Raw genomic sequence first — 26,854 nt, forward strand, 5'->3', positions numbered from 1 at the left:
GCGGAGCGGCTTACGGTGCGGGGCCCGCGCCCCGCACCGTGAGCCGTACGACTCCTGCGTCCGCCTACATCCGTTGCCACAGGGCCGGGGTGGCGCCCGGCGACCACTTGCCCTGCGCCTGGTGGCTCTGCAGGCACTGGTAGCGCAGGCCCGCGTGGTTCACCGTGCTGCCGGCCTCGTAGACGCGGCCCGCGGACCATGTGGTGGCCGTCCCGTTGTCCTTCGGTGCGGGGGAGCCTGCCTGTGCGGTCGCGGTCTTCAGGACGAGGCCGAAGTCGCTGAGGATCGGGTTGATCGGCTGGTAGAAGGTGGTCCCGCCGTCCGTGCAGTCACCCGAGCCGCCGGAGGTCACGCCCTGTGCCTGGGAGCCGGAGATGTACGGGCCGCCGGAGTCACCCGGCTCGGCGCACACGGTGGTCTCGGTGACGCCGTCCACGGTGCCCTCGGAGTAGCTGACACTCGTGTCGTGCTGCTCGATGGTCCCGCAGTGCCAGCCGGTGGTGGAGCCGGAGCGGCAGATCGACGAGCCGACGAGCGCCTGGACCGAGCCGGTGACCTGCGTGCGCTGGCCGCCCTCGCTCTCCACGTCGGCCGTGGCGGTCCAGGTGCTGTTGGTGGATACCCAGGACATGTCCTTGCCGGGGAAGGTGGAGGCCTGGAAAGTGCCCTGCGCGGCCATGTTGGACCCGGTGGTCGAGTCCTTGGCGTTGCCGCAGTGGCCCGCCGAGGCGAAGCCCTGCTGGGTGTCCTTGGTGATGGAGAACCCGATGGAGCAGCGGGCGGAGCCCTCGATGTAATAAGCGTCGCCGCCGACGAGGTCCGCCAGCGGCCGCGGCCGCTGCGCGGACACGGTGACGGCCACGCCCTCGTCCTGGACGCCGGCCGTCTTGATGAACGCGGTGGCGGCCGACTGCTTGACTGCCTGGACGACCACGCGGTTGGTCGGCACGTCGACGTACCAGACCGGTGTGTCGCGCGTGTTGGCGCTGGTCGCGGCCTTGTCCAGCTTGTCCTTGACGGCCTGGAGCTCGGCCAGCGGATGCTTGACGACGATGGCCTTCGCGCCCTGCGCCTGAATGGCGGACACGTCATTGGAGTGCGTGGTCGCGACGGCGAGCTCGGCAGAGGTCGCGCCCCGCAGCCAGGCGCCCGCGAAGCGCTTGCCCAGCGAGTTGCGCAGGCGTCCCGCACGGACCCCCGCCTCCGCCTCGTTGACCAGCCGCTCGGCAGCCTGCCCCGGCTTCAGCTTCAGGTCACGCTCCATGGCACGCACCACCGCGGCCGGCGGCCGGTCGGCACCGAGCGTCTGCGCGGCCGTGGACGCGGGCGCCGGCGGAGGCGGCGCCGCCGTGGCGGCCGTGGTGACGCCGGTGAGGGCGAGGACGCCGAGAGCGGTCAGGGCGGCGCGGCGACCGGCCGCCGTATGTCTGCGGAGCATGCGATGTACCTCCATCGAGTACGCGTGGGATTCCGACCAGATGGAGGCCTTGACACAAAGACATGAGTCAATGTCAGAAAAGATGATTTTTCGCGCTTTGGGGGGCGCCGTTGGCCGCCCTGTACGCCAGCGGGAGGATCACCAGAGTTTCATCATTCGTTTTCTTGAATCGTTCGTGTTTACGGAGGTAGGTTGTCCACATGACCGCATCCCAGACTCCGACCCCCGCCGAGGAGCTCCGCGGTGCCGGCCTGAGGGTGACGGCGGCGCGTGTCGCGCTGCTCGAGTCCGTCCGGGCCGGTGACCATCTCGGTGTCGAGGCCATCGCCTCCGGGGTGCGTGATCGCGTAGGTCATGTCTCCCTTCAAGCCGTGTACGAGGGCCTTCACGCGCTCACCGCGGCGGGACTCATACGTCGTATCGAGCCGGCCGGCAGCCCCGCCCGGTTCGAGGGGCGGGTCGGCGACAACCACCACCACATCGTGTGCCGTTCGTGCGGTGTCGTCGCAGACGTCGACTGCGAGGTCGGCGAGGCGCCCTGCCTGACCGCGTCCGACGACCACGGCTTCTCCATCGACGAGGCCGAGGTCATCTACTGGGGCCTGTGCCCCGACTGTTCCACCGCCAACAGTGCACCCCGAGCACTGTGATCCACCTAGTTCGGAAGGTTTCCCATGGCTGAGAACCCCGATGCGATCGTCACTGACGCGAAGGATGAGGGCACCGGTGGCTGCCCCGTCGCGCACGGTCGCGCCGCGCACCCGACGCAGGGCGGCGGCAACCGTCAGTGGTGGCCGGAGCGGCTCAACCTGAAGATCCTCGCCAAGGACCCGGTCGTCGCGAACCCGCTCGGCGCCGACTTCGACTACGCCGAGGCGTTCCAGGCCCTCGACCTGGCGGCCGTGAAACGGGACATCGCCGAGGTGCTGACCACCTCGCAGGACTGGTGGCCCGCCGACTTCGGCAACTACGGCCCGCTGATGATCCGGATGGCCTGGCACAGCGCCGGCACCTACCGCATCAGCGACGGCCGCGGCGGTGGCGGCCGCGGTCAGCAGCGCTTCGCCCCGCTGAACAGCTGGCCGGACAACGGCAACCTGGACAAGGCCCGCCGTCTGCTGTGGCCGGTCAAGAAGAAGTACGGCCAGTCCATCTCCTGGGCCGACCTCATGATCCTCACCGGCAATGTCGCCCTGGAGACGATGGGCTTTACGACCTTCGGCTTCGGCGGCGGCCGCGCCGACGTCTGGGAGGCCGACGAGGACGTGTACTGGGGTCCCGAGACCACCTGGCTCGACGACCAGCGCTACTCCGGCGACCGTGAGCTGGAGAACCCGCTCGGCGCCGTCCAGATGGGCCTCATCTACGTCAACCCCGAGGGCCCGAACGGCAACCCGGACCCGATCGCCGCGGCCCGCGACATCCGCGAGACGTTCCGCCGCATGGCGATGAACGACGAGGAGACCGTCGCCCTCATCGCCGGTGGTCACACCTTCGGCAAGACCCACGGCGCCGGCCCCGCGGAGAATGTCGGCGACGACCCCGAGGCCGCCTCCATGGAGCAGCAGGGCCTGGGCTGGAAGTCCACCCACGGCACCGGCAAGGGCGGCGACGCCATCACCTCCGGTCTCGAGGTCACCTGGACCACCAAGCCCACCCAGTGGAGCAACGACTTCTTCGACATCCTCTTCGGCTACGAGTGGGAGCTGACCCAGTCCCCGGCCGGCGCCAACCAGTGGGTGGCCAAGGACGCCGCGGAGATCATCCCCGACGCGCACGACGCGTCGAAGAAGAAGCTCCCGACGATGCTCACCACCGACCTCTCGCTGCGCTTCGACCCGATCTACGGCCCGATCTCGAAGCGCTTCCACGAGAACCCGGCCGAGTTCGCGGACGCCTTCGCCCGCGCCTGGTACAAGCTGACCCACCGTGACCTGGGCCCGAAGTCCCTGTACCTCGGCCCGGAGGTCCCGGCGGAGACCCTGCTGTGGCAGGACCCGCTGCCCGCGGCCGAGGGCGAGGCCATCGACGCCGCCGACGTGACGGCGCTCAAGGCCAAGATCCTCGACTCCGGTCTGACCGTCCCGCAGCTGGTCAAGGCCGCGTGGGCGTCCGCCGCCACGCACCGCGCCAGCGACAAGCGCGGCGGTGCCAACGGCGGCCGCATCCGCCTGGAGCCGCAGCGCGGCTGGGAGGTCAACGACCCGGACGAGCTCGCGCAGGTCCTGCGCACCCTGGAGAGCATCCAGGGCGAGTTCAACTCCGGCGCCAAGAAGGTCTCCCTGGCCGACCTGATCGTCCTCGGTGGCTCCGCCGCCGTCGAGAAGGCCGCGGCGGACGCCGGTGTCGCGGTCGAGGTCCCGTTCGCCGCGGGCCGTGTCGACGCGACCGAGGAGCACACCGACCCCGAGTCGTTCGCGGCGCTCGAGCCGTCGTACGACGGGTTCCGCAACTACCTCGGCAAGGGCAACCGCCTGCCGGCCGAGTACCTGCTGCTGGACCGCGCCAACCTGCTCGCGCTGAGCGCCCCCGAGATGACCGCCCTGGTCGGCGGCCTGCGCGTCCTGGGCGCCAACCAGAACGGGTCCAAGCACGGCGTTCTCACCGAGACGCCGGGCAAGCTGACGAACGACTTCTTCGTCAACCTGCTCGACCTGGGCACGACCTGGAAGTCCACCTCCGGGGACCAGACCACGTTCGAGGGCCGTGACGCCTCCGGCGAGGTCAAGTGGACCGGCACCCGTGCCGACCTCGTCTTCGGCTCCAACTCCGAGCTGCGCGCCCTCGCCGAGGTCTACGCGAGCGACGACGCGAAGGAGAAGTTCGTCAAGGACTTCGTCGAGGCGTGGGTCAAGGTCATGAACCTGGACCGGTTCGACCTCGTCTGATCCGTCCGCAGTAAGACGTCCAGGCAGGCCCGCAGGGGTCGGCCTGGACGTTTTCTTTTGCCTACCGGTGCCTCAGGGGCCCCACCTTTCACAGAACGCACACCGAGCCCCATCAATTATTTATGTTTCAAGCGATAGTGTCGCGGAAACAGGGGAGTGGCCAAGGGCGGCCCACCTGCCGCGCCACTCACTCCAGCATCCCCCCACCTGCACAGGAGACTCGGCGTGCTCGACGGCGACGTAGTGGTGATCGGCGGCGGCTATGCCGGCGTCCGTCTGGCAAAGCGACTCGACACGACCGCGAGGGTCACGCTGGTGGACCGCAAGGAGGTCTTCTTCCACCGCATCGCCTCCCTGCGCGCCGGAGTACGGCCGGACTGGTCGCACAGCCCCTTCATCCCCTACGACCGGCTGCTGCGCAACGGCCGCGTGGCCGTGGGCAAGGCGGTCCGCATCGACACCACCGAGCGACAGGTGGTCCTCGGCACGGGCGAGCGGCTCCCGTACGACGTCCTGGTGATCGCCACCGGCGCCGACTACCCCGAGCCGGCCCGCTTCAGCGGCACCACCACCGAGGAGGCGGTGAAGTCCTTCGTCACCCACCAGCAGCACATCGCGACGGCCGAGCACGTCCTCGTCGTCGGCGGCGGCCCCTCCGGCGTCGAGCTCAGCGCCGAGATACGTCTCGTCCGGCCGGACGCCCGGGTCACGCTCGCGCACTCCGGGCCGGAGCTGCTGCATTCCACGGGGAGCGCGCGGGCCGGGCGCAAGGCACGGGAGTGGCTTCAGTCCCATGGAGTGGAGGTGCGGCTGGACGCCTTCATGTCCCCCGGCAACGACTTCGGCACCTACCGCGATGCCCGCGGCAACATCGTCGAGGCCGACCGCTCCTTCTGGGCGACCGGCACCACACCCAACACGCTCTGGCTACGGCTGGCCGGCCACGGGGACTGGCTGAACGGCACGGGGCACGTCAAGGTCGACGAGGCGCTGCGCCTGCGCGGGTGGCTGGAGGTGTTCGCGGTCGGTGACGTGAACGACGCGACCGACCTCAAGATCACCCCGGCCGCGCTCGCCCAGGCCGACCTGGCGGCCCACAACATCCGCGCCTACCTCCACAGCGCCGGAAAGCACCGCAAGCAGCCCCGCTTCTACCGGCCGATCCACCGCACCCCGCTCATCGTCCCGTTCGGCCCGGCCGACGGCGTGACGGTCCTGCCCGTACCGGGCGGCGAGACGGCGGTCCTCGGCAGCCGCACCACGACCGTGGCCAAGGCGAGGAACCTCATGACGCCCTACATGCGGCGCCAGCTCGGCTACACCGCCGCGTGAGCGCTGCCGCGCGGCCTGAGTAGGGTGCGGGCATGATCTCGAGCCCCTACCTGTCCGAACTGTTCTCCCTGGAAGGCCGCGTGGCCGTCGTCACCGGTGGCAGTTCCGGTATCGGACGCGCCATCACCGAGGCCCTCGCCCGAGCGGGAGCCGCTGTCGTGGTCGTGGCGCGCAGGAAGGCCGAGTTGGCCGCGACGGTCGGCGAGTTGGACGCCCACGGCTGCCGGGCGGCCTGGGTGAGCGCGGACCTGGGCACGCGGGACGGTGTGCGCGCGGCGGCCGAGGACGCGGTCGAGGCGTTCGGGGAGCCCGACATCCTCGTCAACTGCGCCGGGATCAATCTGCGGCCGCCCATGGGAGAGCTGGGCGAGGACGTGTGGGACACCACCATGGCCGTGAACCTGGACGCGCCCTACCTGCTGGGGCAGCGATTCGGGCCCGGCATGGCCGAGCGCGGCTTCGGGCGGATCATCCACGTCACCTCGCAGCAGGCACACCGGGCGTTCGTCCAGAGCGGCGCCTACGGCGTCTCCAAGGGGGCGCTGGAATCGCTGGCCCGCTCACAGGCGGAGGCGTGGTCGTCGTACGGCGTCACCTGCAACACGCTGGTGCCCGGGTTCGTCATGACGCCCCTCAACGAGCGCCTCTCCGCCGACCCGGAGAAGGTCGCGGCGCTCGCCGCCCGCACGATGGTCGGGCGCAACGGACTCGCGGAGGACTTCGCCGGCGCGGCGGTGTTCCTCGCGAGCCGCGCATCCGCCTACGTCACCGGACAGTCGATCTTCGTCGATGGAGGATTCTCCGTGCACTGAGCCCTCGCCGACCGGTCCCTCAGCGCAGGTCGAGCCGCATCAGGATCCGGGGATGACCGGACAGCACAGACGTCGTGTCGGCGACATGGACGAACCCCGCGCGCTCGAAGTTCCTACGGAGCCCGGCGTACGCCATCGTCAGGTCGACCCGGGCGTCGCCGTTGTCGAGCGGGTACGCCTCGATCACCGGAGCGCCGCGGTCGCGGGCGAACTCGACCGCTCCGGCGATCAGGGCGTGGCTGATCCCCTGCTTGCGATGGCCCGGGCGGACCCGGATGCACCACAGCGACCACACCGGCAGGTCGTCGACGTGCGGGATCTTGCGGTTGCGGGCGAAGGACGTGGCCGAGCGCGGTGCCACCGCGGCCCAGCCGACCGGTTCGTCACCGTCGTAGGCGAGCACCCCCGGAGGGGGATCGGCGCGGCACAGCTCGGCGACGTACTCACCCCGGGCCGGTCCGCGCAGCTCGTTGTTCAGCTTCGACGGGATGCGGTAGCTCAGGCACCAACAGACGTTCGCCGTCGGCGACTTCGGGCCGAGCACCGCACGGACGTCCTCGAAGACGGATGCCGGGCGGACTTCTATGGCCATGGCACCACGATGTCACGGCGTCCTTCCCGGTGCGGGGTGATCGGCGAGCGGAGGGGCCGCGTCACGCCGTCGCGTGGAATGCGTGCAGCGTCCGCGCGGCCTCGGTGTCGGAGACCTGGCCGAAGTCCTCGTACCACTCGCCGACCACGTGCAGGGTGCGCGGCTGTTCCAGGCACACGAGGTCGTCGCACTCGGGGCGGATGGAGGCGACGGTTCGCGGGTTGCCGACGGGGACCGCCAGGACCAGTCGCGCCGGGCCGTGGCGGCGCAGGAAGCGCAGCGCCGCCCTGGTGGTCAGGCCGGTGGCCAGACCGTCGTCGACGAGGACGACGGTGCGGCCGTCGACGGACGGGAGCGGCCGGCGGCCGCGATAGAGGTACTCAAGACGGTGCAGCTCGTTGCGTTCGCCCACGACGACGTCGCCGAGCCGGTCCTCGGACAGGTGCATCATCGCCAGGCTCCGCCGGTCGTACAGCGGGGGATCGTCCGCGACGACCGCGCCGATCGCCGTCTCCGGCCGGATCGGCGTGCTGATCTCGCGGGCGACCAGCACGTCCAGCGGGGCACGCAGCGCACGGGCCACCTCCGCGGCGACGGGCACGCCGCCCGGCGGCAGGGCCAGCAAGAGCACATCGAGCGGATCGCCGGAGCCGGCCCACTCGACCAGCCGCAGGGCGAGCTCCTGTCCGGCGTGGGTACGGTCGCTGAATGGCATGGCAGTCCTCCCTCCAGGACGGCGCAGCGGCCGAGTGCCCGGCGCCGCGCCCGGCGAAACGGAGCACCCCCCGTCGCGGCCGGTCAAGACACACGCCGGGCTGCGTTCGGGCCGCGCAGAGCGCATGGTGGTGGCATGAGCACGCGTCCCCCCGTGGTGGTGGAGCCGCCGGCGCCGGACGGCGGGCGTCAGGTGACGATCCGTGGCGAGCCGACGGGCACCGCCTACAGCCTGTTCGACGTCATGGACCTGGTGCACCGCGCCGGCCTGCCCGCCGAGGACCGGGCCGTCGACGACCCCGAGCTGATCGAGTGGCGCGGCGGCGGACCGTACGACTGGAACAGCCCGGGCCCGGCCGACAGGGCGAAGGGGTGACGGGCGGGCCCCCACCCTGGTAAGTCCGAGGTTCCCCGAGAAGAGCCGCCGCCGTTCACTGAAGGCGGCAAGTCCGAACGGACCACTACTTCACGGGGACACACATGAACCGCAGGAAGAGCATCGTCGCGGCCGGCCTGACCACCACTCTGTCCGCCCTGGCCCTCACCGTCGGCGGCCTGGCCGCCCCCGCGCAGGCGGCGCCGGGAGCCGTCGCCACCATGGCGGGCACCGTCGACTGCGACGGCTGGGTGCACAACAACAACCCGGACCACGGCATCGCCGGCTGCCAGAACAACACCGACCGCACCATCACCTTCCGCGCCGAGGTCGTCTGCGGCTGGGCCCCGGACGTCTCCGGCCAGTGGGTGACGCTGGCGCCGGGCCAGTACGGGGAGTCCTCGGGCGTCTGTGCGATCTACAGCTCGGGCGTCGGCAGCGTCGGCTGGAGCATCCAGTAGCGGTCTGTCGGCCGTGAGGTGACGGGCGGTTGCGGTGGGGTGTCCGATACCGGTGGGCGGGGTACGCGGCGACGGACGGAAGGGGAGACCCATGCAGTTCCGTGACCGTGCGGAGGCCGGGCGGGAGCTGGCGGAGCAGCTGCGCATCCGGCAGGACAAGGGCGACCTTCCGCATCCCGTCGTCCTCGCCCTGCCACGCGGCGGCGTCGCGGTCGCCCGGGAGATCGCCCGGGCGCTTCAGGCCCCACTGGACGTGCTCGTCGTACGCAAGATCGGGGCGCCGTTCCACGAGGAGTTCGGGGTCGGCGCGCTCGCCGGCGAGGACCCGCCTCTCTTCGACGAGCAGACCCTGTACCGGCTGGGGCTGAGCGAGGCCGACCTGGCGCCGGTCGTGGAGCGGGAGCGGGGGGAGCTGCGGCGACGCGAGGAGCGCTACCGGCAGGGCCGCCCGGCGCCACAACTGGGCGGCCGTACCGCGGTCGTCGTCGACGACGGGGTGGCGACCGGCTCCACCGCACGCGTCGCCCTGCGCGCCGTACGCAACCACTCACCCGAGCGGCTGGTCCTCGCCGTACCCGTCTGCGCTCCGGAGGCGGCCGAGGCACTGCGCCGGGAGGTGGACGACTTCGTCTGCCTGTACGAGCCTCGGCTGTTCAGCGCGGTCGGCGAGTGGTACGAGGACTTCGGTCAGCTCACCGACGACGATGTGCTGGAGGCCCTGCGGGGCGAGTGAGCCTCACCGCAGGATGGCGGGCTTGGTGAGGGCGAGCGCGCCGTCCGGGCCCTGGGTGACATGGACGCCGTAGCCGTTGCGGTCGAGGGTCGTGCGCAGCCAGCCGCGGTCCTCCTCCGGTGCCGGCTCCAGACGCATCCGGCGGGCCAGCAGGGGCTCCATGCGCAGGTCGGCGAGTTCGCCCGTGTCCGCGGTCAGCGTCACGAAGTAGGCGATGCGGAGGTCGTCGCGGTACTGCTCGTAGCCGGGGATGCCTTCGTAGTCGTCGATGAAGTCGCCGCAGCCGTGCAGGATCAGCCGGTCCCGGTAGACCTCGACGGCGCGTGGGTGGTGCGAGGAGTGGCCGTGGACGACGTCGGTGCCGCCGTCCACCAGGGCGTGTGCGAAGCGGCGCTGTTCGCGGGGCACGAGGTAGCCCCAGTTGGAGCCCCAGTGCACGGACACGACCACGAGGTCGCCGGGCCGCTTCACCCGCCGTATGCGCCGCACCGCCGCGGCGGCCGTGGCCGGCGTCAGCTCGGGCACGTAGGCGACACCGGGCAGGTCCTGCGTCGCCGCCCAGCCCGCCGGGATGCCGCTGTCGGCGACGCCCAGGGCGAAGACGAGCACCCGGCCGCCCTGGGGGAGCGGCAGCGCCACGGGCGCGTACGCCTCCTCGGCGCCACGCCCCGCGCCCGCCGTCCGCAGACCCGCCCCGTGCAGGACGTCGAGCGTCTCCTTCAGGCCGGCGCGGCCGAAGTCGGCCACATGGTTGTTGGCCAGGACGCAGACGTCGGGCCGGGCCACCGTGAGGGCGGGCAGGTTGGCCGGATGCATGCGGTAGTGGACCGCCTTGCCGGGCTCGAACGCGGCACTGCGCGTCACGGACGTCTCCAGGTTGACGATCCGCACGTCGGGGCCGTTCGCCTCCAGCAGCCGCAGCGCCTCGCCCCACGGCCAGGACGGATCGACGGGCACCGGGATCGGTCCGCTCACCGACTCCGCCATGCTCACGTAGGCGCGGGCGTCCGTCATGTACCCCTCCCGCAGCACCGGGTCGCCGGGCCGGGCCAGGATCTGGTCGACACCGCGTCCGAGCATCACGTCGCCGCAGACGAACAGCGTCACCTTGCCGCCGCTCATGCCTCCACGGTACGAGCCCCCGTGCCGTACCGAGCGCCGGGCCCCTACGGAGGCGCCACCCGCCCGCCCGTGGGCCTCACATGTCGACGGTCACCGCGCAGGACCACCCGTACGGATCCGGTCCGATCCGCATGCCGTGCCAGGAGACGTCCTTGGGACTGGCGCCGGTGACCTCCACGTCGGCCAGGTCGGCGAGGGCGAGCCGCACGTCGATGTCGCCCTCCGTGGCGTCGGCCTCCAGATCGACCGGCACCCGGCCGTCCACGTCGAGCCGCAGGGCGACCTCGTCGAGGAGCGCGGCCAGCAGCCCCTCGTCGCTGTCCTCGGCGAGCCGCACCCGCTCCACCGAGGTGGGCCGTACCGTGGTGACGTCGGCGAAGCACTCCACCATCCCCAGCGCGGCCTCCACCAGACACCGCTCGCGACTCACCCCCCACGCCTCGATCCGTACGTCGGCCGTGTGCGGCACGGCCCGATGGCCGCTCTCGCCGAGCCGCCGCGCCTGGATGTCATCGTCCGTGTCGCCGACCATCGGCACCACCTGATCCGCGAGTCGTCCCCGAGGACTGCTACACGGACAGGAGTACCCGGGACGGGACACGGCGTACCGCCGAGGCCGAAGGAGCCGACATGCCGGACATGGAGCAGGACGAAGCACGCCGGCGGTTCGCCGCGGCGCCCGTCGTACGGCTGGCGACGGTCGACCCGGAGGGCCGGCCGCATCTGGTGCCGGTCGTGTTCGCGTCGCACGGCGACGAGATCGTGACCGCTGTGGACGCCAAGCCGAAGCGCTCGAAGGGGCTCAAGCGGCTGCACAACATCGCCGTGCGCCCGGCCGTCTGCCTGCTGGCGGACGAGTACGACGCCGACTGGGACCGGCTGTGGTGGGTCAGGGCGGACGGCGGCGCCCGGATCCTGCAGCCCGGCGCGGCGGAGCAGGCCGCGCGCGCCGAGTACGCCGAGGCCGTGGAGTTGCTGCGGCAGAAGTACCCCCAGTACCGGCAGGAGCCCCCGGACGGGGCCGTGATTGTGATCACCGTCCTGCACTGGAGCGGCTGGCGGGCGGTGCCGGGCGCCGAGTGAGCGCACGGGCTCGTTAATCCACGACCGCAGACCCATTGACCTTGACCATCCACGAACATAATCTCCGTCCTCATATGTAGACGACGTCTTCATGTGAGGACCCCATTCAGTGGGGTGAACGTAAGCGGCCGGCGTTCAAAGGAGAACTGACATATGCCGCTCGTGGTGGTCGGGATCAGCGTCCTGGTCCTGCTCGTCCTGATGACCAGGCTCAAACTGAACGGCTTCGCGGCCCTGCTCCTGGTGGCGGTCGGCGTCGCCCTGGTCCAGGGCATCGCACTGGAGAAGATCCCGGACGTCCTCGCCGAGGGCATCGGCGGCCAGATCGGCGACACGATGCTCACCATCGGGCTCGGCGCCATGGTCGGCCGGGTGCTGGGCGACTCCGGCGCCGCCCAGCGAATAGCCGGCCGGCTCCTCAACCTGTGCGGGCCACGCTGGGTGCAGGTCGCCATGGTGCTCACGGCCATGCTCATCGGCGTGACGATGTTCTACGAGGTGGCCTTCGTCATCATCGTCCCCGTAGCGTTCACCCTCGTCCGGGTCACCCGGGCGAACCTGCTGTGGGTGGGGCTGCCCATGTCGATCGCCCTGTCCACCATGCACAGCTTCCTGCCGCCCCACCCCGGCCCCACCGCCGTGGCCGCCACCTTCCACGCGTCCGTCGGACTCACCCTGTTCTACGGCCTGTTCATCGCCGTGCCCATCGGCGCGTTCATAGCCCTGCTGTGGCCGCGCCTGCCGTTCGTGCGGGCCATGAACCCCACCATCCCCAAGGGCCTGGTCAGCGAGCGGGTCTTCGAGGACGACGAGATGCCCGGCACGGGCTGGTCGCTGTCCGTCGCCCTGCTGCCCGTCGTACTGATCGCCGGGGCGGCCGTGGCGGACCTGGCCGGGGCCGACGACAGCGGCCCGATGCACTTCGTGGCCTTCATCGGCTCCGCCCCGATCGCCCTGCTGCTCACCCTGCTCGTGGCGATCTGGGCGTTCGGTCCGCGTATCGGCCGCAGCCTCGCCGAGGTCAGCGCCTCGTGCAAGGAGGCCGCCCAGGCGATGGCGATGATCCTGCTCGTGATCGGCGCGGGCGGGGCGTTCAAGAACGTCCTCGTGGAGGGCGGGATATCCGACTACATCAAGGACGCCACCGACGGCTGGTCCATCTCCCCGATCATCCTGGCCTGGCTGATCGCGGCCATCCTGCGCGTGGCCCTCGGCTCCGCGACCGTAGCCGTCGTCACCGCCTCCGGCGTGGCGCTGCCCCTGCTCGCGGGCAGCGGCGTCCACCCCGAGGTGATGGTGCTCGCCGTCTCCTGCGGCTCGATCGCCCTCTCCCACGTCAACGACCCGGGCTTTTGGATGTTCAAGGAGTACTTCAACCTGTCCGTCCTCGACGCCATCAAGGCGCGCACCACCTACACGACGGTGCTCGCGATCCTCGGCCTCGGTGGCGTACTGGTCCTGGAACAGGTCCTCGACTCCCTCTCCGTCTGACCCACCGCCAGCCCTCACGAGAACGGCACCTCCCGCCATGAGCCAACCCGTCGTCACCCGCTTCTCCGTGTATCCGGTCGCCGGCCGCGACTCCATGCTCCTCAACCTCTCCGGGGCCCACGCCCCGTACTTCACCCGCAACGTCGTCGTCCTGGAGGACTCCGAGGGCCGTACGGGTCTCGGCGAGGTACCCGGCGGGGAGCAGATCACGCGGACCCTGCGGGACGCCGAACCCCTGGTCGTCGGCGCCCGAGTGGGCGACTACAAGAACGTGCTGCGCTCGATCGGGGCCACCTTCGCCGATCGTGACGCGGGCGGGCGCGGCGCGCAGACCTTCGACCTGCGCACGGCGGTGCACGCGGTCACCGCCGTCGAGTCCGCGCTGCTCGACCTGCTCGGGCAGCACCTGGAGGTGCCGGTCGCCGCCCTGCTGGGCGACGGCAAGCAGCGCGACACCGTACGGGTGCTCGGCTACCTCTTCTACGTCGGCGACCGCGACCGCACCGACCTGGACTACGTCCGGGCACCCGACGCGGCCGTCGAGTGGTACCGCGTCCGGCACGAGGAGGCGCTGACCCCCGAGGCGATCGTGCGCCAGGCCGAGGCGACCTACGACCACTACGGCTTCCGTGACTTCAAGCTCAAGGGCGGCGTCCTGCCGGGCGCCGAGGAGGTCAAGGCCGTACGGGCCCTCAAGGACCGCTTCCCCGAGGCGCGGATCACCCTCGACCCCAACGGCGCCTGGTCGCTGCGCGAGGCCGTCGAACTGTGCCGCCCCCTGCTCGGCACCCTCGCCTACGCCGAGGACCCCTGTGGGGCGGAGGGCGGCTACTCGGGCCGGGAGATCCTCGCGGAGTTCCGCCGGGCCACCGGCCTGCCCACGGCGACCAACATGATCGCCACGGACTGGCGTCAGCTGACCCACGCCCTGGCCCTGCAGTCGGTGTCCATCCCGCTCGCCGACCCGCACTTCTGGACCATGCAGGGCTCGGTACGGGTCGCCCAGCTGTGCAACGCCATGGGGCTGACCTGGGGCTGCCACTCGAACAACCACTTCGACATCTCCCTGGCGATGATGGCCCACTGCGGAGCCGCCGCCCCCGGCGAGTACAACGCCCTGGACACGCACTGGATCTGGCAGGAGGGGCTGGAGCGGCTCACCGTCGAGCCGCCGAGGATCACCGGCGGGGAGGTCGCCGTACCGGACACGCCCGGACTCGGGATCCGGGTGGACATGGACCGGCTCCTCGCGGCGCACGAGCTGTACCGCGACAACGCGCTGTCGGGCCGGGACGACGCCGTGGGCATGCGGTATCTGGTCGAGGGCTGGACGTTCGACGCGAAGCGGCCCTGCCTCGTGCGCTGAGTGCCGACTGCGGGCGCGTCAGCGGCCTTCAGAGGGCGAAGACGCGGCGGGCGTTCCCGTGCAGGAACAGCTCCCGCGTCTCCTCGTCCAGGTCGAGCGCGTCCAGGTGCTCCAGCGCCCGACCCGGCGTGATCATGGGGTAGTTGGAGCCGAACAGCACCTTGCCGCGGCCCCGGCCGCGCAGATACTCCACCAGCTCCTGCGGATAGCGGCGGACGGTGTAGGCACTGGTGTCGATGAAGACGTTCGCGTGCTTGTCGGCGACCGCGATCATCTCCGTCGTCCACGGGTAGCCGATGTGCCCGCACACGATCGTCAGCTCGGGGAAGTCCAGCGCCACCTGGTCGATGTACGGGATGGGCCGCCCGGTCTCCGACGGCCGCAGCGGGCCGGTGTGCCCGACCTGGGTGCAGAACGGCACACCGAGGTCGACGCAGGCCGCGTACAGCGGGTAGTACAGCCGGTCGGTGGGCGCCAGCCCCCACAGCCACGGCACCACGCGCAGCGCCACGAAGCCGAGCTCCTCGACGGCACGCCGCAGCTCCCGCACCGCCGCCATGGGCCGGGCGAGATCGGCGCCCGCGACCCCGCGCAGCCGCCCGCCCGACTGTGCGACGAAGGCGGCCACCTCGTCGTTGTCGATCAGCGGGCCCTGCGGGCCGTACCAGGCGGCCGCGAGGCCGATCTCCACGTCCGCGGCCTTGAGCGCCGCCACCGTGACCTCGACGGGCAGCGGCTTGTCGAGCCGCTCCATGCCGGTCCAGCGGAGCAGCGACTCGAACATCTCGTGGTTGGCGTGGCGCGGCGTCGGGTGCTGCATCCAGGCGTCGATGACGGGCATGGGCTCGGCCTCTCCGGGCGCGGTCAGGGAGCGTCGTGCCCGGCGCCCCGGGTGGGTTCGGTGATCGCCATGGTGCCCTGGGCCACGGCGCACAGGGTGGAGGTGCCGTCGGCGTCGACCGTCGTCAGGTCGCAGCGGCACACCGCACGGGTCCGGCCCGCCCGGATCACCCGGGCGTGGGAGCGCAGGGTCTCGCCGAGGGCCGGGCGCAGGAAGTCGATGGTGAAACCGGCGGTCACCAGGCCGACGCCGAGCGCACTGCCCGCGGCGAAGGCCGCCGCGTTCTCGGCCGCGTAGCCGAGGACGCCGCCGTGCACGGAGCCGTTCTGGTTCAGCAGTTCGCCGCGCAGGTCCAGTTCCAGGGTCGCCTCGCCGTCACCGAAGGCCGTCAGTCTGGCACCCAGCAGAACGCTGAAGGGCTGGGCCGCAAGGACCTTGCGGGCGACGGCCAGGTCGAGGGTCTCGGTCACGGCGCGAACACCTCACTTCACTAGTGAAGTGAGCATGGCGCCGCCTCGCGGGGTCTGTCAACATCGGTCCATGTCCGAGCCCGACCAGCGTCTGTACTTCCTGCTCCAGCGCGCGGCGCACCAGCTGCGCACCGCCTCCGACCGGCGCCTGCTGGCCACCGCCGGGATCACCACGGCCCAGCTCGGCGCCCTGTACGCGGTCCGTGACGAGCCGGGCATCACCCAGCAGCGGCTGGCCCACGCCCTGGGGCTGCGCGAATCCGCCGTCACCGGGCTGGTCGGCCGGCTCACCGCGGCCGGTCTGGTCGTGAAGCGGGCGCATCCACGTGAACACCGTGCGGTGGTGCTGGAGTTGACCGACGGCGGGGCCGCCGCGCTCGACGCCGCGCAGCCGGAGGTCGACCGCTTCAACGCCGAGGCGCGGGCGCTGCTCGGCGAGGACGGGTTCACACGGACGGCCGCGGCGATGCGCACACTGGCCCACTGGGAGTCCCCATGAGGCGAGCCCGGCCGCTGTGCCGTGTCCCCGCCCCTATCGTGAACCCATGTACTCGACGCGAGTCTCCGGGCATGTGAACGCCCCACGCGCCGCCGTCTACCGGGCCCTGCTGGACGCGGACGCCGTCGCGCAGTGGCGGGTGCCGGACGGCATGACCGCGCGGGTACACGCGTTCGACGGCCGGGAGGGCGGGGCGTTCCGCGTCTCGCTCACCTATGACCTGCCGACCGGCACCGGCAAGTCGGACGAGCAGACCGACACGTACCACGGTCGATTCGTGCGTCTCGTGGCGGACGAGCAGGTGGTCGAGGAGGTCGAGTTCGAGACCGACGACCCCGCCCTGCGCGGCACGATGACCATGACCACCACCCTCACCGACGCCGACGGCGGCGGCACGGACGTCACGATCGTGCACGAGGGGATCCCCGACGTCGTGCCCGCCGCGGACAACGAGACGGGCACCCGCATGGCCCTGGCCGGCCTCGCCCGGCTCGTCGAGTCCCCGGCCCGCTGACCTTCCGCCGTTACCGCGTGTCGGACATCACCTACACCTGACCCGGCGGTTACGTGATATTTGCCTGGGGTTGGCCGGGCGTACGAAAGCGCTCGCTTCCATGCGGAAGTATGGACACCGAACTGCTGGCAGGGCTGCGCGTCGACTACACCGACCAGGACGACCCCGTACTGATCCGGCCGGACGGCAGCCTGGTGGACACCTTTCGTGAGAACTACCCGTACGACAAACGCATGGAGCGTCCGGAGTACGAGTGGCACAAGCGGCTCCAGCAGATCGAGCTGCTGAAGCTGCAGAGCTGGATCAAGGTGTCCGGCCGGCGTCTGGTCATCGTGTTCGAGGGCCGGGACGCGGCCGGCAAGGGCGGCACGATCAAGCGTTTCACCGAGCACCTGAACCCCCGCGGCGCCCGGGTGGTCGCGCTGGAGAAGCCGACCGAGCGTGAGCGCGGGCAGTGGTACTTCCAGCGGTACGTCGAGCATCTGCCGACCGCCGGCGAGATCGTGCTGTTCGACCGGTCCTGGTACAACCGGGCCGGCGTCGAGCGCGTGATGGACTTCTGCAGCGACGACGAGTACCGGCGCTTCATGCGGCAGGCCCCGGCCTTCGAGCGGATGCTGGTGGACGACGGCGTCGACCTGATCAAGTTCTGGTTCTCGGTGTCCCAGGGCGAACAGCGCACCCGGTTCACCATCCGCCAGGTCGACCCCGTACGGCAGTGGAAGCTCAGCCCCATGGACCTGGCCTCGCTGGACCGCTGGGGGGACTACACCGCCGCCAAGGTCGCGATGTTCCGCGAGACGGACACCGAGCACGCCCCCTGGACGGTGGTGAAGAGCAACGACAAGAAGCGGGCCCGCGTCGAGGCCATGCGCAGCGTGCTCGCCCGCTTCGACTACGACAACAAGGACGAGGAGGTCGTCGGCACCGCCGACCCTCGCATCGTCGGTGCCGCCGCCGGCCTGCTGGAGGCGGGCGAGGACGACTCCGAACTCGAGCGCTGACCGTCGTCCCGGACAGGCCCTAGCCGCGGGGCAGCACCGTGACGCGACGGAAGTTGCACTCGTCCCCTGCCGGGTGCCCGGCAGGGGAGGGGTGGTTCTGATGTGCCTTGAGGGCGGCGCTGACCAGGCTCATCAGCAGATCGACGTCCGTGTCGCAGTCCAGATGGACGGTCACCCAGCCGGAGCCGGGGACCAGCCGGATCGCGGTCGAGTCGCGGAGATCGTCATGGAACCGTCCGATGGCCGGGACCGTCAGGTGCAGGTCCACGTCCCGCTCCGAGTGGAAGTGAACGATCTCGCTGCGGACGGAGCGCAGAGCCCGCCCGACGCCACAACTGGCCCGGCCCGAGCTGAGGTCGGGCCAGGTTTCCAGCTGTTCCATGGCGCGTTGGGCCAGTGTCATGCCTCCATAGTCGCTCGATCACCACGTCGCAACCAGAGGTTGAGCGATTCGTAACCGGGGCGTGAGGAACCTCTCAGCCATTTCGGCCTAGTCGGGAGGCGTCGGGGTGTCGTGCGTCCGGTACATCGCCTGTACGTCGAGCTCCAGCTGGACCGTGGGCCCGACCACCGCGATGCCGCGGGCCAGCATGCTGCGCCAGTTCAGGGTGAAGTCCTCCCGGTGCAGCTCGGCCCTGGCCAGCGCCGCGCACCGCAGCTCCTCGCCGTAGCCGCCGTTCACCGACCCCAGGTAGGTGGTGTCCAGCTCCACCGAGCGGCTGACGCCGTGCATGGTGAGCGAACCGTGCAGCGTCCACTTGGTGCCGCCCCGGTAGGCGAAGCGGGTGCTGGCGAAGTCGATGTACGGGTAGCGCTCGACGTGCAGGAAGTCCGCGGAACGCAAATGGGCGTCCCGGGTGTTGTTGCCCGTCGTGATGCTGGCGGCTTCGATACGCACGGACACCTGCGAATCGGCCATGTCCGGAGCCACCCGGATGCCGCCCGTGAACCGCTCGAAGCGGCCGTGCACATGGGCCATGCCGACGTGCTTGGCGATGAACCGGATCGCCGTGTGCGGCGGGTCGAACAGCCAGGTGCCGGGTACCGGCAGTTCGAGCTGGCGGGCCGACGCCAGCTGGACCCGGACGGCGGGCTGCGGCGGACCGGCGACGACGTCCAGGGGCTCGCGGTGCGGGCTCAGACCCTCGGCCGTGATCATGAGGCTGTAGCGGCCCGGAGGCAGCACGGCGAGGAAGAGGCCGTACGGGTCCGTCGTCCCGGACGCCACGACCTCGTGCGAGTCCAGCGCGGTCACCCTCACCTCGGCGCCGCGCATCGGCAGCCCCATCGGGTCCACGACCTCGCGGCCCACGACGCCGGCGCCGGGCGGCACGGGCAAGGGGACACCCGGGGTTTCTCGGGAGCGCCGCCTCCTGAGCAGACCGAGGGGCATGCTGATCACCTTTTTCTTCCGGTGGGGGGACCTTCGAGCGTGTGGGGGATGGCTGTCAGTGGGCGACCGTGGCCGGCGGGGCGCCTTCGTACGCCGCCCGCAGCAGGGCGAGCACGCCGGCGGCCGTCACCGGGCGGGGGTTGGCGTACGCCTGGCCCGCGGTCTGCGCGGCGGCCACCGCCAGGTCGGCTTCGGCGAGGCCCAGTTCGGCGAGCGAGCGGGGCGCGCCGAGTTGTCCGGCCAGCTCCCACAGGGCCGTCGGCGCGTCGGCCGTGTCCAGGGCGCGGGCCACGGCGGCGGCCGCGTCCGGGGCGGCTGGGGCGTTGTGGGCCAGGACGTACGGCAGCACCACCGTGTGCGTCTCGGCGTGCGGCAGCGAGAAGGTGCCGCCCAGGACATGGCACAGCTTGTGATGCAGGCCCATGGTGGTCGCGCCCAGACAGGACCCGCACAGCCAGGCCCCGTACAGGGCACGCCCGCGGGCCTGCGGCGACGCGGGTTCCGCTGCCACCGCCGGGAGCGCCCGCGCCATCGCCCGTACGCCCTCCTCGGCCATCAGCGCGACCAGCGGCGAGGTGTCGGGGGCGTACAGGGCCTCGACGGCGTGCGCGATCGCGTTGACGCCGCTGGTCACCGACAGCGGTACGGGCAGCGAGAGGGTGAGCCCGGGGTCGTAGACGACGCTGCGGGGCAGCACCTTCGCATCGCGGCCGGTGCGTTTGACGCCGGCTTCGGTCAGTCCCCACACCGGGGTCATCTCCGAGCCGGAGTACGTGGAGGGCACGGCGATCAGCGGCAGGCCGGTGCGCAGCGCGATGGCCTTGCCGAGGCCGATCGACGAGCCGCCGCCCACGGCCACGCACCCGTCGGCGCCCGCCGCGCGTGCCGCCTCGACGGCCGTGCCGGCGACCTCGGCGGGAACGTGCATCCGGGCCCGGTCGTGCAGTCCGACACACGCCGGACCGAGCGCGTCCGCGACCGCCCGCGCGGTGTCCGCGCCCCGCGCCCCGCAGACCACCAGCACCCGCCGCAGCCCGAGCCGCTCCACCTCGCCGGGCGTCGCCGACACCGCGGCGCCGGCCCGGAAGACGACCCGCACGGGCCGGCTCTCGTAGGAGAAGTCGAGGGAGTCCGTCACGACCGCTCCAGGACGAGGTCGAAGCGTGCCTGCCGGAAGGGGTTCGCGACGCCGAACTCCCGTGCCGCGGCCGGATCGTCGACCGGGGCGAAGTCCGTGACCAGGCCCGGCTTCACGGCGAACACCGCGTCCGAGTCCAGGTAGTCACTGCCCGCCACGAAGATGTGCGTGGTCACCGGGGTGTGCCCCGCGGCCGAGGCGATGAAGTGGATGTGCGCGGGCCGGTAGGGGTGCCGTCCAGTGGCCCGCAGCAGAGCGCCGACCGGGCCGTCCGTCGGGATCGGATACGGGCTCGGCACGCACGTACGGAACCAGAACCGCCCCTCGCCGTCCGCGGTGAAGAGCCCGCGGCCGTTGCCCGAAGGCTGTACGTCCGGCTGCTGCACGTCGTAGAAGCCGTTGCCGTCGGCCTGCCACACGTCCACGACCGCGCCCGGCAGCGGCGCGCCGTCCCGGGACAGCACCCGTCCGCTCACCACGCACGGCTCGCCGCCGCCCACCAGGTCGATGCTCGCGCCGAGCTCACGCACCGGCGACCGCGTCATGTGGAACGGGCCCAGGACCGTCGACTCGGTGGCGCCGGGGCCGTGGTGGCCGTTGATCGTCTCCACCAGCATCGACAGGCCGAGCACGTCCGACAGCAGGATGAACTCCTGCCGGGTGTCCGTGCACGTCTGCCCGGTCACTGTCAGGAACCCGATCGCCCGCTCCCACTCCTCCTGCGTCAGCCGCGTCTCGCGCGCGAAGTCGTGCAGATACCGCACCAGCCCGGTGAGCAGCTCCCGCAGCCGCGGGTCGTCCGTGCCCCGCAGACCGGCCACGACCTCGTCGGTGACCGTCGGCTCGTCCGCCATGCCCGCTCCCTCTCCGTCCTCCCGCGCGCCCATCTCGGCCGTGCCCCTCTCAACCGTGCCCGAGGATCCGCCGCAGCGCGTCCGTGAGCAACCGTTCGGCGTCCTCGGCCGCGCCCGCGTGCCGGAACGCCACATACCCGTCGGGCCGTACGAGCAGGGCGCCCGCGTCACGGATCCCGCTGAGGCCCGCCCAGTCGCCGTAAGGGTCCTCGTAGTCCTGGCCCGGTCCGACGACGACCGTGGCGATGTCGAGGGGCTGCGCCTCGGCGGCCCGCAGCCACGCCTCGCCCCCGATGCCGGTGAGCAGCGTGAAACGGCCCTTGCCGACGGTGTCGAGGGTGGACACGGTCCGCGTCCCGGAGGTGATCCAGGCATGCGGGAGCTTGGCGCCCGGGCGGGACGTGGGCTGGTGGTGCAGCTCGGGGTCGCGGGTGAAGCCGGGGTCGGGGGTGCCGTCGGGGACGATCGCGGCAGAGCTTTCGGCGGGATAGCGCTGGTTGAGGTCGACGCCGTGCGCGTTGAACTCGTACACCTTGAAGGCGATGGCCTCACGCAGCGCGGCCCGCTGCTCCGCGGCCGCCTCGGTGGCCTCCTTGCGGGCGGCGATGTTGGCCCACAGCTGCTCGGGCGTCTGCGGCGAGAGACCGTCGAGCGCCTCGAAGATCGGTGCGGTCTCGGCGATGGACTTGTTGGCGCGGGTCACGACCTGCCGGCCGACCGGAGCGCGCTCGGCGTCATAGGTGTCGAGGAGCTTCGCGGAGGCGACGCCGTCCAGGACGAGCTTCAGCTTCCAGGCCAGGTTGTAGGAGTCCTGGATGGAGGTGTTGGATCCGAGCCCGTTGGACGGCGGGTGGCGGTGCACGGCGTCACCGGCGCAGAAGACACGGCCGTTGGCGTATGTCTGCGCGTACATCTCGTTGACCGTCCACGCCGAGGACGACTTGATCGTCACCGGGATCTCGTCGTCGCCGACCAACTGGTGTACGACGGACAGGGCGTACTCCTCGGTGAGGTCGGGGGCGCCCGCGCTCACGTCGTAGCCCCACACGATCAGCCACTCGTTCCAGGGCCGTACGCAGCGCACCAGGCCCGCGCCGATGCCGCCGACGGTGGCGCCGGGCGCGAGCACCCAGTACAGGGTCGAGGGGCGGTGGGCGGTGTACTTGCTCAGGTCCGCGTCGAAGACGATGTTGATGCTGCCCGCGACACCCATCTGACCGCCCATCGGCAGCCCGGCGTCCTCGGCGACCTTGGAGCGGCCGCCGTCGGCGCCGATCAGGTACTGGGCGCGGATGGTGTACTCGTCGCCGCGCAGCCGGTCCTCGACGGTGACCGTGACGCCGGAGTCGTCCTGGACGAAGGACTTGTAGACCGTGCTGAACCGGAAGTCGGTGCCGCGGGCGATCGCCGCGTTCACCAGCACCGGCTCCATCAGGTGCTGCGGCATGTCGCACATGCGGGTGGGGCTGGCGAGTTCGTGCGCGGCCTGCACGAGCGGGTCGTTGCCCCAGGAGCGCACCCGGCCGAGCTCCTCGCCGGCCAGGCTGGTGCAGAACGTCGTGTCGCCCATCAGATGCTGGGGCGTCGCCCGGGCGATCACGTCCTGCTCGACGCCCAGATCGCGCAGCACCTCCATGGTGCGCTGGTTGGTGATGTGCGCGCGGGGCGTGTCGGCGAGGCGCGCGTATCGCGTGACGACCATGTTGCGCACGCCGTAGGTGCTCAGCGCGAGCGCGGCCGACGCGCCCGCCGGGCCGCTGCCCACGATCAGTACATCGGTCTCGACGACGGTGTGCACGACAGAACGCTCCAGGAGATGAGAACAGACCCCGACCCTTCAAGATCATGGAGCGAAGCGGCCTGTCGTGGGTGTCTCATTACGAGACAACCCGCCGGTCACCGACGTGCGGTGAAGCGGGGCAACCCGCCCTCGCCATCCGTGCGACGCCCCGGATACGGTGAGGGACGCCATGACCACCGCGGAACATTCCCCTGCCCTCGCCCCGCTACGCCAGGCCCGCGAAAGGTTCCTGACGGGGCGTCCCCTGCCGGACGGCGTACCGGACGACGTCGTGGCGGCCTGGCGGCGCGCCCGCTTCTTCGGTGTACGGCCCGATCTCGACGGTCCGCTGCGGGAGTCGGCCGACCTCGACGACTCGCCCCTGCTGGAGGCGGCGCGCCCCGCGCTCACCCGGATCGCGCCGGCCCTCGACGCCGGGCGCTCGGCACTCGTGCTCACCGACGAACGGCTGAGGGTGCTGTGGTCGACCGGCAGCGCGCCCGGCGACGACACCTGCGCCGACCTGTCCGAGCGGGAGGTCGGTCACAACAGTGCCGCGCTCGCCCTGCGCACCCGCCGCCGGGCCGAGGTGCACGGCCCCGAGCACTTCCTCGACGTGTGGCAGGACGTCTCGGCGGTCAGCGTGCCGCTGCTCTCCCCGGAGACCGGTCAGGTGCTCGGCACGGTGACGGTGGCCTGCGGCCTGTGGGCGGGCTGCCGGCCGCATCCCGGCGCCGCGCTCGCCGAGGCGGCCGCCGCCGCGGTGGAGGCGGAACTGCGGGCACGCGCGCGTACCGCGGGGCGGGCGCTGCTCGACGCCTACGAGCGGGCCGCGCGGGGACGCGAGCGGGCGGTGGTCGCACTGGACGGCCGCAGCCGCCTGATCAGCGAGGCGGCGGCGGGCCTCGCCTCCCCGCAGGTGCTGGAGGCGCTGGAGCGCGGCGCGCGGGCCTGGGGCGGCAGGGGGAGCGGCGAGTCGTACGACATCCCGCTTCCCGAGGACGCCGGCTGCACCGCCGAGATCACTCCGGTACGGCACGAGGGCCGCGCCCTCGGCCTGGTCGCCGTGCTCGCCCCACGTCCCGTGGAGCCGGCGCCGCCGCCGAGTCCGGCGGGCGCGCTGGTGGGAGGTTCGGTGCCCTGGCGGCACGCGGTCACGCGGGCGTCGCGGCTGTTCCGTACGGCGGGACCCGTGCTGGTGACGGGGGAGCGGGGCACGGGCAAGACCGCCCTGGCCCTCGAACTGCTCGACGGGACGGCCCCGTTGGCCGTGGACGCCGCCGAATCACCCGAACTCGGGCTCAAGGGCGGCGAGCGCAGCGAGATGGGGGCTTCCCCGGCCGGAGGCTGGGGGAGGGCCGGCGACCGCCCCCTGCTGCTGCGGCACGCCGAACGCCTGTCCCAGCCGGATGTGGCCGCACTCAACTCCCTCCTGGAGGAGCGCCCCGACGCCCGCGTGGTCGTCACCTACACACCCGGAACCTCGCCGGGCCCCTGCCTCCAGCGCCTCCTCGACACCCTCGCCGCCCGCTCGGTGACCCTGCCCGCACTGCGGGAACGCCCCGAGGACATCCGGGAGTTGCTGCCCGCCCTCGCCCCCGGGCCCGCCCCAGGCAGCCCGCCGCTGACCTGGACCCTGGACGCGCTGCGGGCGCTGGAGCAGCATCCTTGGCCCGGGAACGTCACGGAACTCGCGCATCTCGTCAGGGCGTTGGCCGGCCAGCGGCGACTCTTCGGGCCGGTGCGGCGCGGCGAACTGCCCGATCCCGTCCGCGAAGGCCCGGCGGGGCGGACCCTCAGCCCGATGGAGCTGGCCGAACGGTCCGCGATCCTGGAGGCGCTGCGCAGCCACGGCGGCAACAAGGCGCGCGCCGCGGCGGCGTTGGGGATCGCCCGCGCCACCCTCTACCGCAAACTGCGGGAGTACCAGGGCCGGGACGCTCTGACCGGGCCCAGGCCCTGAGCGCCCCGGACCTCCGAGGGCCTCAGCGGGCCCCGGTCCAGTTGTGCGCGACGTCGACGACGACACGATCGGCCGCCACCCACACCCGGAACGGCAGCCGTGCCCGCACGCCGAGCCCGATCTGCGTGTCCCCCTCGAAGCTGCCGACGAACCGCGCGTCCCTGAACGTGCGGTACCCCGTGAGGTTCACGCCCGTCAGACGCTGGCCGGCCTTCGCGGGATACGTGGGCTTTCCGGTGGCGGGGTCGTAGGCGGGCGCTGCCACGCGCACCTCGATGACGGCTCCGCCGCCGACGGCGATGTGCCGCCCCGAGCCGTCCTGGTAGAGACGGCTGACGTACCGGACGGAGTAGCCGAGTTCACGGGTGCTCGCGCCGGGGACGTCGACGACCATGCGGTCGAAGCATGCGTGCCGACCGGTCCTGATGTTCGTCACCGAGTCCGACGTGGCCGCGGAGCGGGTCTCGGCCTGGCTGCCCCAGCCGGTGGGGCAGGCCGTGGTGGTTGCGGTGGTGGTTGCGGTGGCTTGGGCCGGGACCGCCGCCACACCCAGCGTGGCGACCATGAGCGCGGCTGCCGACGCCCAGGCGATTCTGTTTCGTCCCATTGTGTCCCCCGAGAGGTGATGTGCCTGATATTAGGGGAGACAACCGTCTTGGCCGAATGGTTGCACGATTGCGGAGCTCGACCGTCCGGAACTTCGCGGCGATCGGCGGCCCGCCCGGGAACCCGGGCCGGACCTGGGACGTTCAACGAAGGACTGCGGCGATCAAGGGCCGCGACGGGCAGACACCGAAGGCCTATCAGGGGGCGATGTGACGCGGTTACTGGTCGTAGGGGGCGGAATCGCCGGCACGGGCGCGGCTCTGGCGCTGCACAAGGCAGGATGCGACGTCGCCGTGTACGAGGCGCACCCCGACTCCGCCGAGGACATCGGCGCGTTCCTCACCCTCGCGAGCAACGGCATGCGCGCCCTGGCGGAGCTCGACGCCTCGGCGGCGGTCACCGCGATCGGCTTCCCGCTGACCTCGATGCGCGTCCTGGACGACACGGGCGCCGAGGTCGCCCAAGTCCCGCTCGGCGAGGCCGGTATCCCGCACCTGCGGTACCGATGCGTGCGGCGCGGCGACCTCAACGCCGCCTTGCAGGGCGAGGTCACCCGCCGGGGCATCGCCATCCGGCACGGCATGCGCCTGGTCTCGGTCGATGACGGCCCCGACGGCGTCACCGCCCACTTCGACGACGGCACCACGGCGACCGGCGACCTCCTGATCGGCGCCGACGGCCTGAACTCCACCGTCCGCCGCCTCACCGCCCCCGACCGGCAGTCGGCCTACGCCGGACAGCAGGTCTTCTACGGCTATACCCGGCAAGCGCCCGAGGCAGCCCCCTCCGACACCATCACCATGGTCCGCGGCAGCGCCGTCGCCTTCGGGTACGCGGTCTCGCCCGAGTCAGAGACGTACTGGTTCGCACGCGTCGCCGCCGAGCCCCTGGCCGCGGAGGACCTCGAACAGGCCACCCCGGCGGGCCTGCGCGACCTGCTGCTGCCGCTGCTGCGCAAGGACACCACCCCGGCCGCGGACCTCGTCGCCGCCACCTCCGACGACCTCATGGTCACCAACGCCACCGAACTCCCCACCGGCACGCCCTGGCGCTCCGGCCAGACCCTGCTCATCGGCGACGCGGCCCACGCGGCGTCCCCCGCCACCGGGCAAGGCGCCTCGATGGCGCTGGAGGACGCCGTCGTACTCGCCAAGTCCCTGCGGGACGCACCGGACACGGACGCCGCGCTGTCCCTCTACGAGCGAGTGCGCCGCCCCCGCGTGGAGCACAACGTGACCGTCAGCGGCAACATCTCCCGAGGCACCCGCACCCCGTCGGGCCCCGGCGGCAGAGGCGCCGGTCCGACCGGGCCCGGCGACGACGAGCTCGTCCGGGACCTGGAGTGGGGCACCGAACTGAGGCGGCCCGCAACATAAATCGATGA

28 protein-coding genes are annotated in these 26,854 nt (G+C 71.8%); 15 read left to right on the top strand and 13 right to left on the bottom strand.

All coding sequences use genetic code 11. The annotated features are described in order from the left end of the window. Positions 1-64: 64 nt before the first annotated feature. The gene (locus tag OG254_RS44635; protein ID WP_405593468.1) at positions 65-1,438 is read right to left on the bottom strand and encodes an alpha-lytic protease prodomain-containing protein; all 1,374 of its coding nucleotides are present in this window, start codon (positions 1,436-1,438) and stop codon (positions 65-67) included. 200 nt (positions 1,439-1,638) lie between these two features. Between OG254_RS44635 and OG254_RS44640 the strand changes: the two genes are divergently transcribed. From OG254_RS44640 to OG254_RS44655, 4 genes are all read left to right on the top strand, one after another. Then, positions 1,639-2,088 (top strand): Fur family transcriptional regulator, encoded by a 450-nt coding sequence (locus OG254_RS44640; RefSeq protein ID WP_351198629.1) that lies wholly within the window; start codon positions 1,639-1,641, stop codon positions 2,086-2,088. 24 nt (positions 2,089-2,112) lie between these two features. After that, a complete protein-coding gene (gene katG / locus OG254_RS44645; RefSeq protein WP_405593469.1) occupies positions 2,113-4,326 on the top strand; it encodes a catalase/peroxidase HPI in 2,214 nt (737 codons plus the stop codon). Positions 4,327-4,551: 225 nt separating this feature from the next. After that, entirely contained in the window at positions 4,552-5,658 is a 1,107-nt protein-coding gene (locus OG254_RS44650) for an NAD(P)/FAD-dependent oxidoreductase (protein ID WP_405593470.1), read from the top strand. A 32-nt stretch (positions 5,659-5,690) separates the two neighbouring features. Then, positions 5,691-6,470, top strand: coding sequence for an SDR family NAD(P)-dependent oxidoreductase (locus OG254_RS44655; protein WP_405593471.1), 780 nt, complete (start codon positions 5,691-5,693; stop codon positions 6,468-6,470). Positions 6,471-6,489: 19 nt separating this feature from the next. Here the strand turns inward: OG254_RS44655 and OG254_RS44660 are convergent, their stop codons facing one another. Both OG254_RS44660 and OG254_RS44665 read right to left on the bottom strand, forming a co-directional pair. Beyond that, complete coding sequence (locus tag OG254_RS44660) at positions 6,490-7,062, bottom strand: GNAT family N-acetyltransferase (RefSeq protein ID WP_405593472.1); 573 nt, start codon at positions 7,060-7,062, stop codon at positions 6,490-6,492. Between the two features lie 61 nt (positions 7,063-7,123). Beyond that, entirely contained in the window at positions 7,124-7,777 is a 654-nt protein-coding gene (locus tag OG254_RS44665) for a phosphoribosyltransferase (RefSeq protein ID WP_405593473.1), read from the bottom strand. Between the two features lie 135 nt (positions 7,778-7,912). On the opposite strand from OG254_RS44665, the gene OG254_RS44670 reads away from it, so the two are divergent. The 3 genes from OG254_RS44670 to OG254_RS44680 all read left to right on the top strand — a co-directional run bounded on the left by OG254_RS44670 (position 7,913) and on the right by OG254_RS44680 (position 9,346). Further along, a complete protein-coding gene (locus tag OG254_RS44670; RefSeq protein WP_405593474.1) occupies positions 7,913-8,152 on the top strand; it encodes a hypothetical protein in 240 nt (79 codons plus the stop codon). A 104-nt stretch (positions 8,153-8,256) separates the two neighbouring features. Beyond that, positions 8,257-8,613: a hypothetical protein gene (locus OG254_RS44675; protein ID WP_405593475.1), complete on the top strand. Its 357-nt coding sequence runs from the start codon at positions 8,257-8,259 to the stop codon at positions 8,611-8,613. 91 nt (positions 8,614-8,704) lie between these two features. Beyond that, positions 8,705-9,346, top strand: a complete 642-nt coding sequence (locus OG254_RS44680) for a phosphoribosyltransferase (protein WP_405593476.1) — start codon at positions 8,705-8,707, stop codon at positions 9,344-9,346. A 3-nt stretch (positions 9,347-9,349) separates the two neighbouring features. Here OG254_RS44680 and OG254_RS44685 read toward each other — a convergent pair whose 3' ends face one another. Then, positions 9,350-10,468, bottom strand: a complete 1,119-nt coding sequence (locus OG254_RS44685) for a CapA family protein (RefSeq protein ID WP_405593477.1) — start codon at positions 10,466-10,468, stop codon at positions 9,350-9,352. 76 nt (positions 10,469-10,544) lie between these two features. Beyond that, entirely contained in the window at positions 10,545-11,000 is a 456-nt protein-coding gene (locus tag OG254_RS44690) for an archease (protein ID WP_405593478.1), read from the bottom strand. 98 nt (positions 11,001-11,098) lie between these two features. Between OG254_RS44690 and OG254_RS44695 the strand changes: the two genes are divergently transcribed. From OG254_RS44695 to OG254_RS44705, 3 genes are all read left to right on the top strand, one after another. After that, positions 11,099-11,551, top strand: a complete 453-nt coding sequence (locus OG254_RS44695; RefSeq protein ID WP_405593479.1) for a TIGR03668 family PPOX class F420-dependent oxidoreductase — start codon at positions 11,099-11,101, stop codon at positions 11,549-11,551. 153 nt (positions 11,552-11,704) lie between these two features. After that, a complete protein-coding gene (locus OG254_RS44700) occupies positions 11,705-13,042 on the top strand; it encodes a gluconate:H+ symporter (RefSeq protein WP_405593480.1) in 1,338 nt (445 codons plus the stop codon). A 37-nt stretch (positions 13,043-13,079) separates the two neighbouring features. Next, positions 13,080-14,408: an enolase C-terminal domain-like protein gene (locus OG254_RS44705; protein WP_405593481.1), complete on the top strand. Its 1,329-nt coding sequence runs from the start codon at positions 13,080-13,082 to the stop codon at positions 14,406-14,408. Positions 14,409-14,436: 28 nt separating this feature from the next. Here OG254_RS44705 and OG254_RS44710 read toward each other — a convergent pair whose 3' ends face one another. Continuing rightward, positions 14,437-15,249 carry an amidohydrolase family protein gene (locus tag OG254_RS44710; RefSeq protein ID WP_405593482.1) on the bottom strand — a complete coding sequence of 271 codons (813 nt, stop codon included), beginning with the start codon at positions 15,247-15,249 and terminating at the stop codon, positions 14,437-14,439. Positions 15,250-15,272: 23 nt separating this feature from the next. After that, on the bottom strand, positions 15,273-15,719 hold the full coding sequence (locus OG254_RS44715; RefSeq protein ID WP_405593483.1) for a PaaI family thioesterase: 447 nt from the start codon (positions 15,717-15,719) through the stop codon (positions 15,273-15,275). Positions 15,720-15,789: 70 nt separating this feature from the next. Here OG254_RS44715 and OG254_RS44720 point away from each other — a divergent pair, with 70 nt between their 5' ends. The 3 genes from OG254_RS44720 to ppk2 all read left to right on the top strand — a co-directional run bounded on the left by OG254_RS44720 (position 15,790) and on the right by ppk2 (position 17,736). After that, positions 15,790-16,218 (top strand): MarR family winged helix-turn-helix transcriptional regulator, encoded by a 429-nt coding sequence (locus OG254_RS44720; RefSeq protein ID WP_351198598.1) that lies wholly within the window; start codon positions 15,790-15,792, stop codon positions 16,216-16,218. Between the two features lie 46 nt (positions 16,219-16,264). Further along, the gene (locus tag OG254_RS44725; protein WP_405593484.1) at positions 16,265-16,732 is read left to right on the top strand and encodes an SRPBCC domain-containing protein; all 468 of its coding nucleotides are present in this window, start codon (positions 16,265-16,267) and stop codon (positions 16,730-16,732) included. 110 nt (positions 16,733-16,842) lie between these two features. Then, entirely contained in the window at positions 16,843-17,736 is an 894-nt protein-coding gene (ppk2, locus tag OG254_RS44730) for a polyphosphate kinase 2 (protein ID WP_405593485.1), read from the top strand. Positions 17,737-17,755: 19 nt separating this feature from the next. Here ppk2 and OG254_RS44735 read toward each other — a convergent pair whose 3' ends face one another. The 5 genes from OG254_RS44735 to OG254_RS44755 form a co-directional block, all read right to left on the bottom strand. Beyond that, entirely contained in the window at positions 17,756-18,139 is a 384-nt protein-coding gene (locus OG254_RS44735; protein ID WP_351198593.1) for a luciferase family protein, read from the bottom strand. 87 nt (positions 18,140-18,226) lie between these two features. Next, positions 18,227-19,129: a YceI family protein gene (locus tag OG254_RS44740; RefSeq protein WP_405593486.1), complete on the bottom strand. Its 903-nt coding sequence runs from the start codon at positions 19,127-19,129 to the stop codon at positions 18,227-18,229. Between the two features lie 55 nt (positions 19,130-19,184). After that, entirely contained in the window at positions 19,185-20,267 is a 1,083-nt protein-coding gene (locus OG254_RS44745; RefSeq protein ID WP_405593487.1) for a maleylacetate reductase, read from the bottom strand. After that, positions 20,264-21,121, bottom strand: coding sequence for an intradiol ring-cleavage dioxygenase (locus OG254_RS44750; RefSeq protein WP_405593488.1), 858 nt, complete (start codon positions 21,119-21,121; stop codon positions 20,264-20,266). Before OG254_RS44750 ends, OG254_RS44745 begins: the two co-directional genes overlap by 4 nt. 49 nt (positions 21,122-21,170) lie before the next feature. Continuing rightward, entirely contained in the window at positions 21,171-22,919 is a 1,749-nt protein-coding gene (locus tag OG254_RS44755; RefSeq protein WP_405593489.1) for an FAD-dependent oxidoreductase, read from the bottom strand. Positions 22,920-23,091: 172 nt separating this feature from the next. On the opposite strand from OG254_RS44755, the gene OG254_RS44760 reads away from it, so the two are divergent. Beyond that, the gene (locus OG254_RS44760; RefSeq protein WP_405593491.1) at positions 23,092-24,864 is read left to right on the top strand and encodes a helix-turn-helix domain-containing protein; all 1,773 of its coding nucleotides are present in this window, start codon (positions 23,092-23,094) and stop codon (positions 24,862-24,864) included. 22 nt (positions 24,865-24,886) lie between these two features. Here OG254_RS44760 and OG254_RS44765 read toward each other — a convergent pair whose 3' ends face one another. Beyond that, positions 24,887-25,471 carry a hypothetical protein gene (locus OG254_RS44765; protein WP_405593493.1) on the bottom strand — a complete coding sequence of 195 codons (585 nt, stop codon included), beginning with the start codon at positions 25,469-25,471 and terminating at the stop codon, positions 24,887-24,889. Between the two features lie 208 nt (positions 25,472-25,679). Here OG254_RS44765 and OG254_RS44770 point away from each other — a divergent pair, with 208 nt between their 5' ends. Continuing rightward, complete coding sequence (locus OG254_RS44770) at positions 25,680-26,846, top strand: FAD-dependent oxidoreductase (protein WP_405593494.1); 1,167 nt, start codon at positions 25,680-25,682, stop codon at positions 26,844-26,846. Positions 26,847-26,854 lie beyond the last annotated feature (8 nt).

The sequence above is a fragment of the Streptomyces sp. NBC_01092 genome, assembly GCF_045039535.1.
Taxonomy (GTDB): Bacteria; Actinomycetota; Actinomycetes; order Streptomycetales; family Streptomycetaceae; genus Streptomyces.

What these genes read in the sequence shown, in the direction of transcription:
- OG254_RS44635 (WP_405593468.1), bottom strand. Translation starts at nt 1,438, where the DNA reads ATGCTCCGCAGACATACGGCGGCCGGTCGCCGCGCCGCCCTGACCGCT.
- OG254_RS44640 (WP_351198629.1), top strand. Translation starts at nt 1,639, where the DNA reads ATGACCGCATCCCAGACTCCGACCCCCGCCGAGGAGCTCCGCGGTGCC.
- katG (WP_405593469.1), top strand. Translation starts at nt 2,113, where the DNA reads ATGGCTGAGAACCCCGATGCGATCGTCACTGACGCGAAGGATGAGGGC.
- OG254_RS44655 (WP_405593471.1), top strand. Translation starts at nt 5,691, where the DNA reads ATGATCTCGAGCCCCTACCTGTCCGAACTGTTCTCCCTGGAAGGCCGC.
- OG254_RS44660 (WP_405593472.1), bottom strand. Translation starts at nt 7,062, where the DNA reads ATGGCCATAGAAGTCCGCCCGGCATCCGTCTTCGAGGACGTCCGTGCG.
- OG254_RS44665 (WP_405593473.1), bottom strand. Translation starts at nt 7,777, where the DNA reads ATGCCATTCAGCGACCGTACCCACGCCGGACAGGAGCTCGCCCTGCGG.
- OG254_RS44670 (WP_405593474.1), top strand. Translation starts at nt 7,913, where the DNA reads ATGAGCACGCGTCCCCCCGTGGTGGTGGAGCCGCCGGCGCCGGACGGC.
- OG254_RS44675 (WP_405593475.1), top strand. Translation starts at nt 8,257, where the DNA reads ATGAACCGCAGGAAGAGCATCGTCGCGGCCGGCCTGACCACCACTCTG.
- OG254_RS44680 (WP_405593476.1), top strand. Translation starts at nt 8,705, where the DNA reads ATGCAGTTCCGTGACCGTGCGGAGGCCGGGCGGGAGCTGGCGGAGCAG.
- OG254_RS44685 (WP_405593477.1), bottom strand. Translation starts at nt 10,468, where the DNA reads ATGAGCGGCGGCAAGGTGACGCTGTTCGTCTGCGGCGACGTGATGCTC.
- OG254_RS44690 (WP_405593478.1), bottom strand. Translation starts at nt 11,000, where the DNA reads ATGGTCGGCGACACGGACGATGACATCCAGGCGCGGCGGCTCGGCGAG.
- OG254_RS44695 (WP_405593479.1), top strand. Translation starts at nt 11,099, where the DNA reads ATGCCGGACATGGAGCAGGACGAAGCACGCCGGCGGTTCGCCGCGGCG.
- OG254_RS44700 (WP_405593480.1), top strand. Translation starts at nt 11,705, where the DNA reads ATGCCGCTCGTGGTGGTCGGGATCAGCGTCCTGGTCCTGCTCGTCCTG.
- OG254_RS44705 (WP_405593481.1), top strand. Translation starts at nt 13,080, where the DNA reads ATGAGCCAACCCGTCGTCACCCGCTTCTCCGTGTATCCGGTCGCCGGC.
- OG254_RS44710 (WP_405593482.1), bottom strand. Translation starts at nt 15,249, where the DNA reads ATGCCCGTCATCGACGCCTGGATGCAGCACCCGACGCCGCGCCACGCC.
- OG254_RS44720 (WP_351198598.1), top strand. Translation starts at nt 15,790, where the DNA reads ATGTCCGAGCCCGACCAGCGTCTGTACTTCCTGCTCCAGCGCGCGGCG.
- OG254_RS44725 (WP_405593484.1), top strand. Translation starts at nt 16,265, where the DNA reads ATGTACTCGACGCGAGTCTCCGGGCATGTGAACGCCCCACGCGCCGCC.
- ppk2 (WP_405593485.1), top strand. Translation starts at nt 16,843, where the DNA reads ATGGACACCGAACTGCTGGCAGGGCTGCGCGTCGACTACACCGACCAG.
- OG254_RS44735 (WP_351198593.1), bottom strand. Translation starts at nt 18,139, where the DNA reads ATGACACTGGCCCAACGCGCCATGGAACAGCTGGAAACCTGGCCCGAC.
- OG254_RS44740 (WP_405593486.1), bottom strand. Translation starts at nt 19,129, where the DNA reads ATGCCCCTCGGTCTGCTCAGGAGGCGGCGCTCCCGAGAAACCCCGGGT.
- OG254_RS44750 (WP_405593488.1), bottom strand. Translation starts at nt 21,121, where the DNA reads ATGGCGGACGAGCCGACGGTCACCGACGAGGTCGTGGCCGGTCTGCGG.
- OG254_RS44760 (WP_405593491.1), top strand. Translation starts at nt 23,092, where the DNA reads ATGACCACCGCGGAACATTCCCCTGCCCTCGCCCCGCTACGCCAGGCC.
- OG254_RS44765 (WP_405593493.1), bottom strand. Translation starts at nt 25,471, where the DNA reads ATGGGACGAAACAGAATCGCCTGGGCGTCGGCAGCCGCGCTCATGGTC.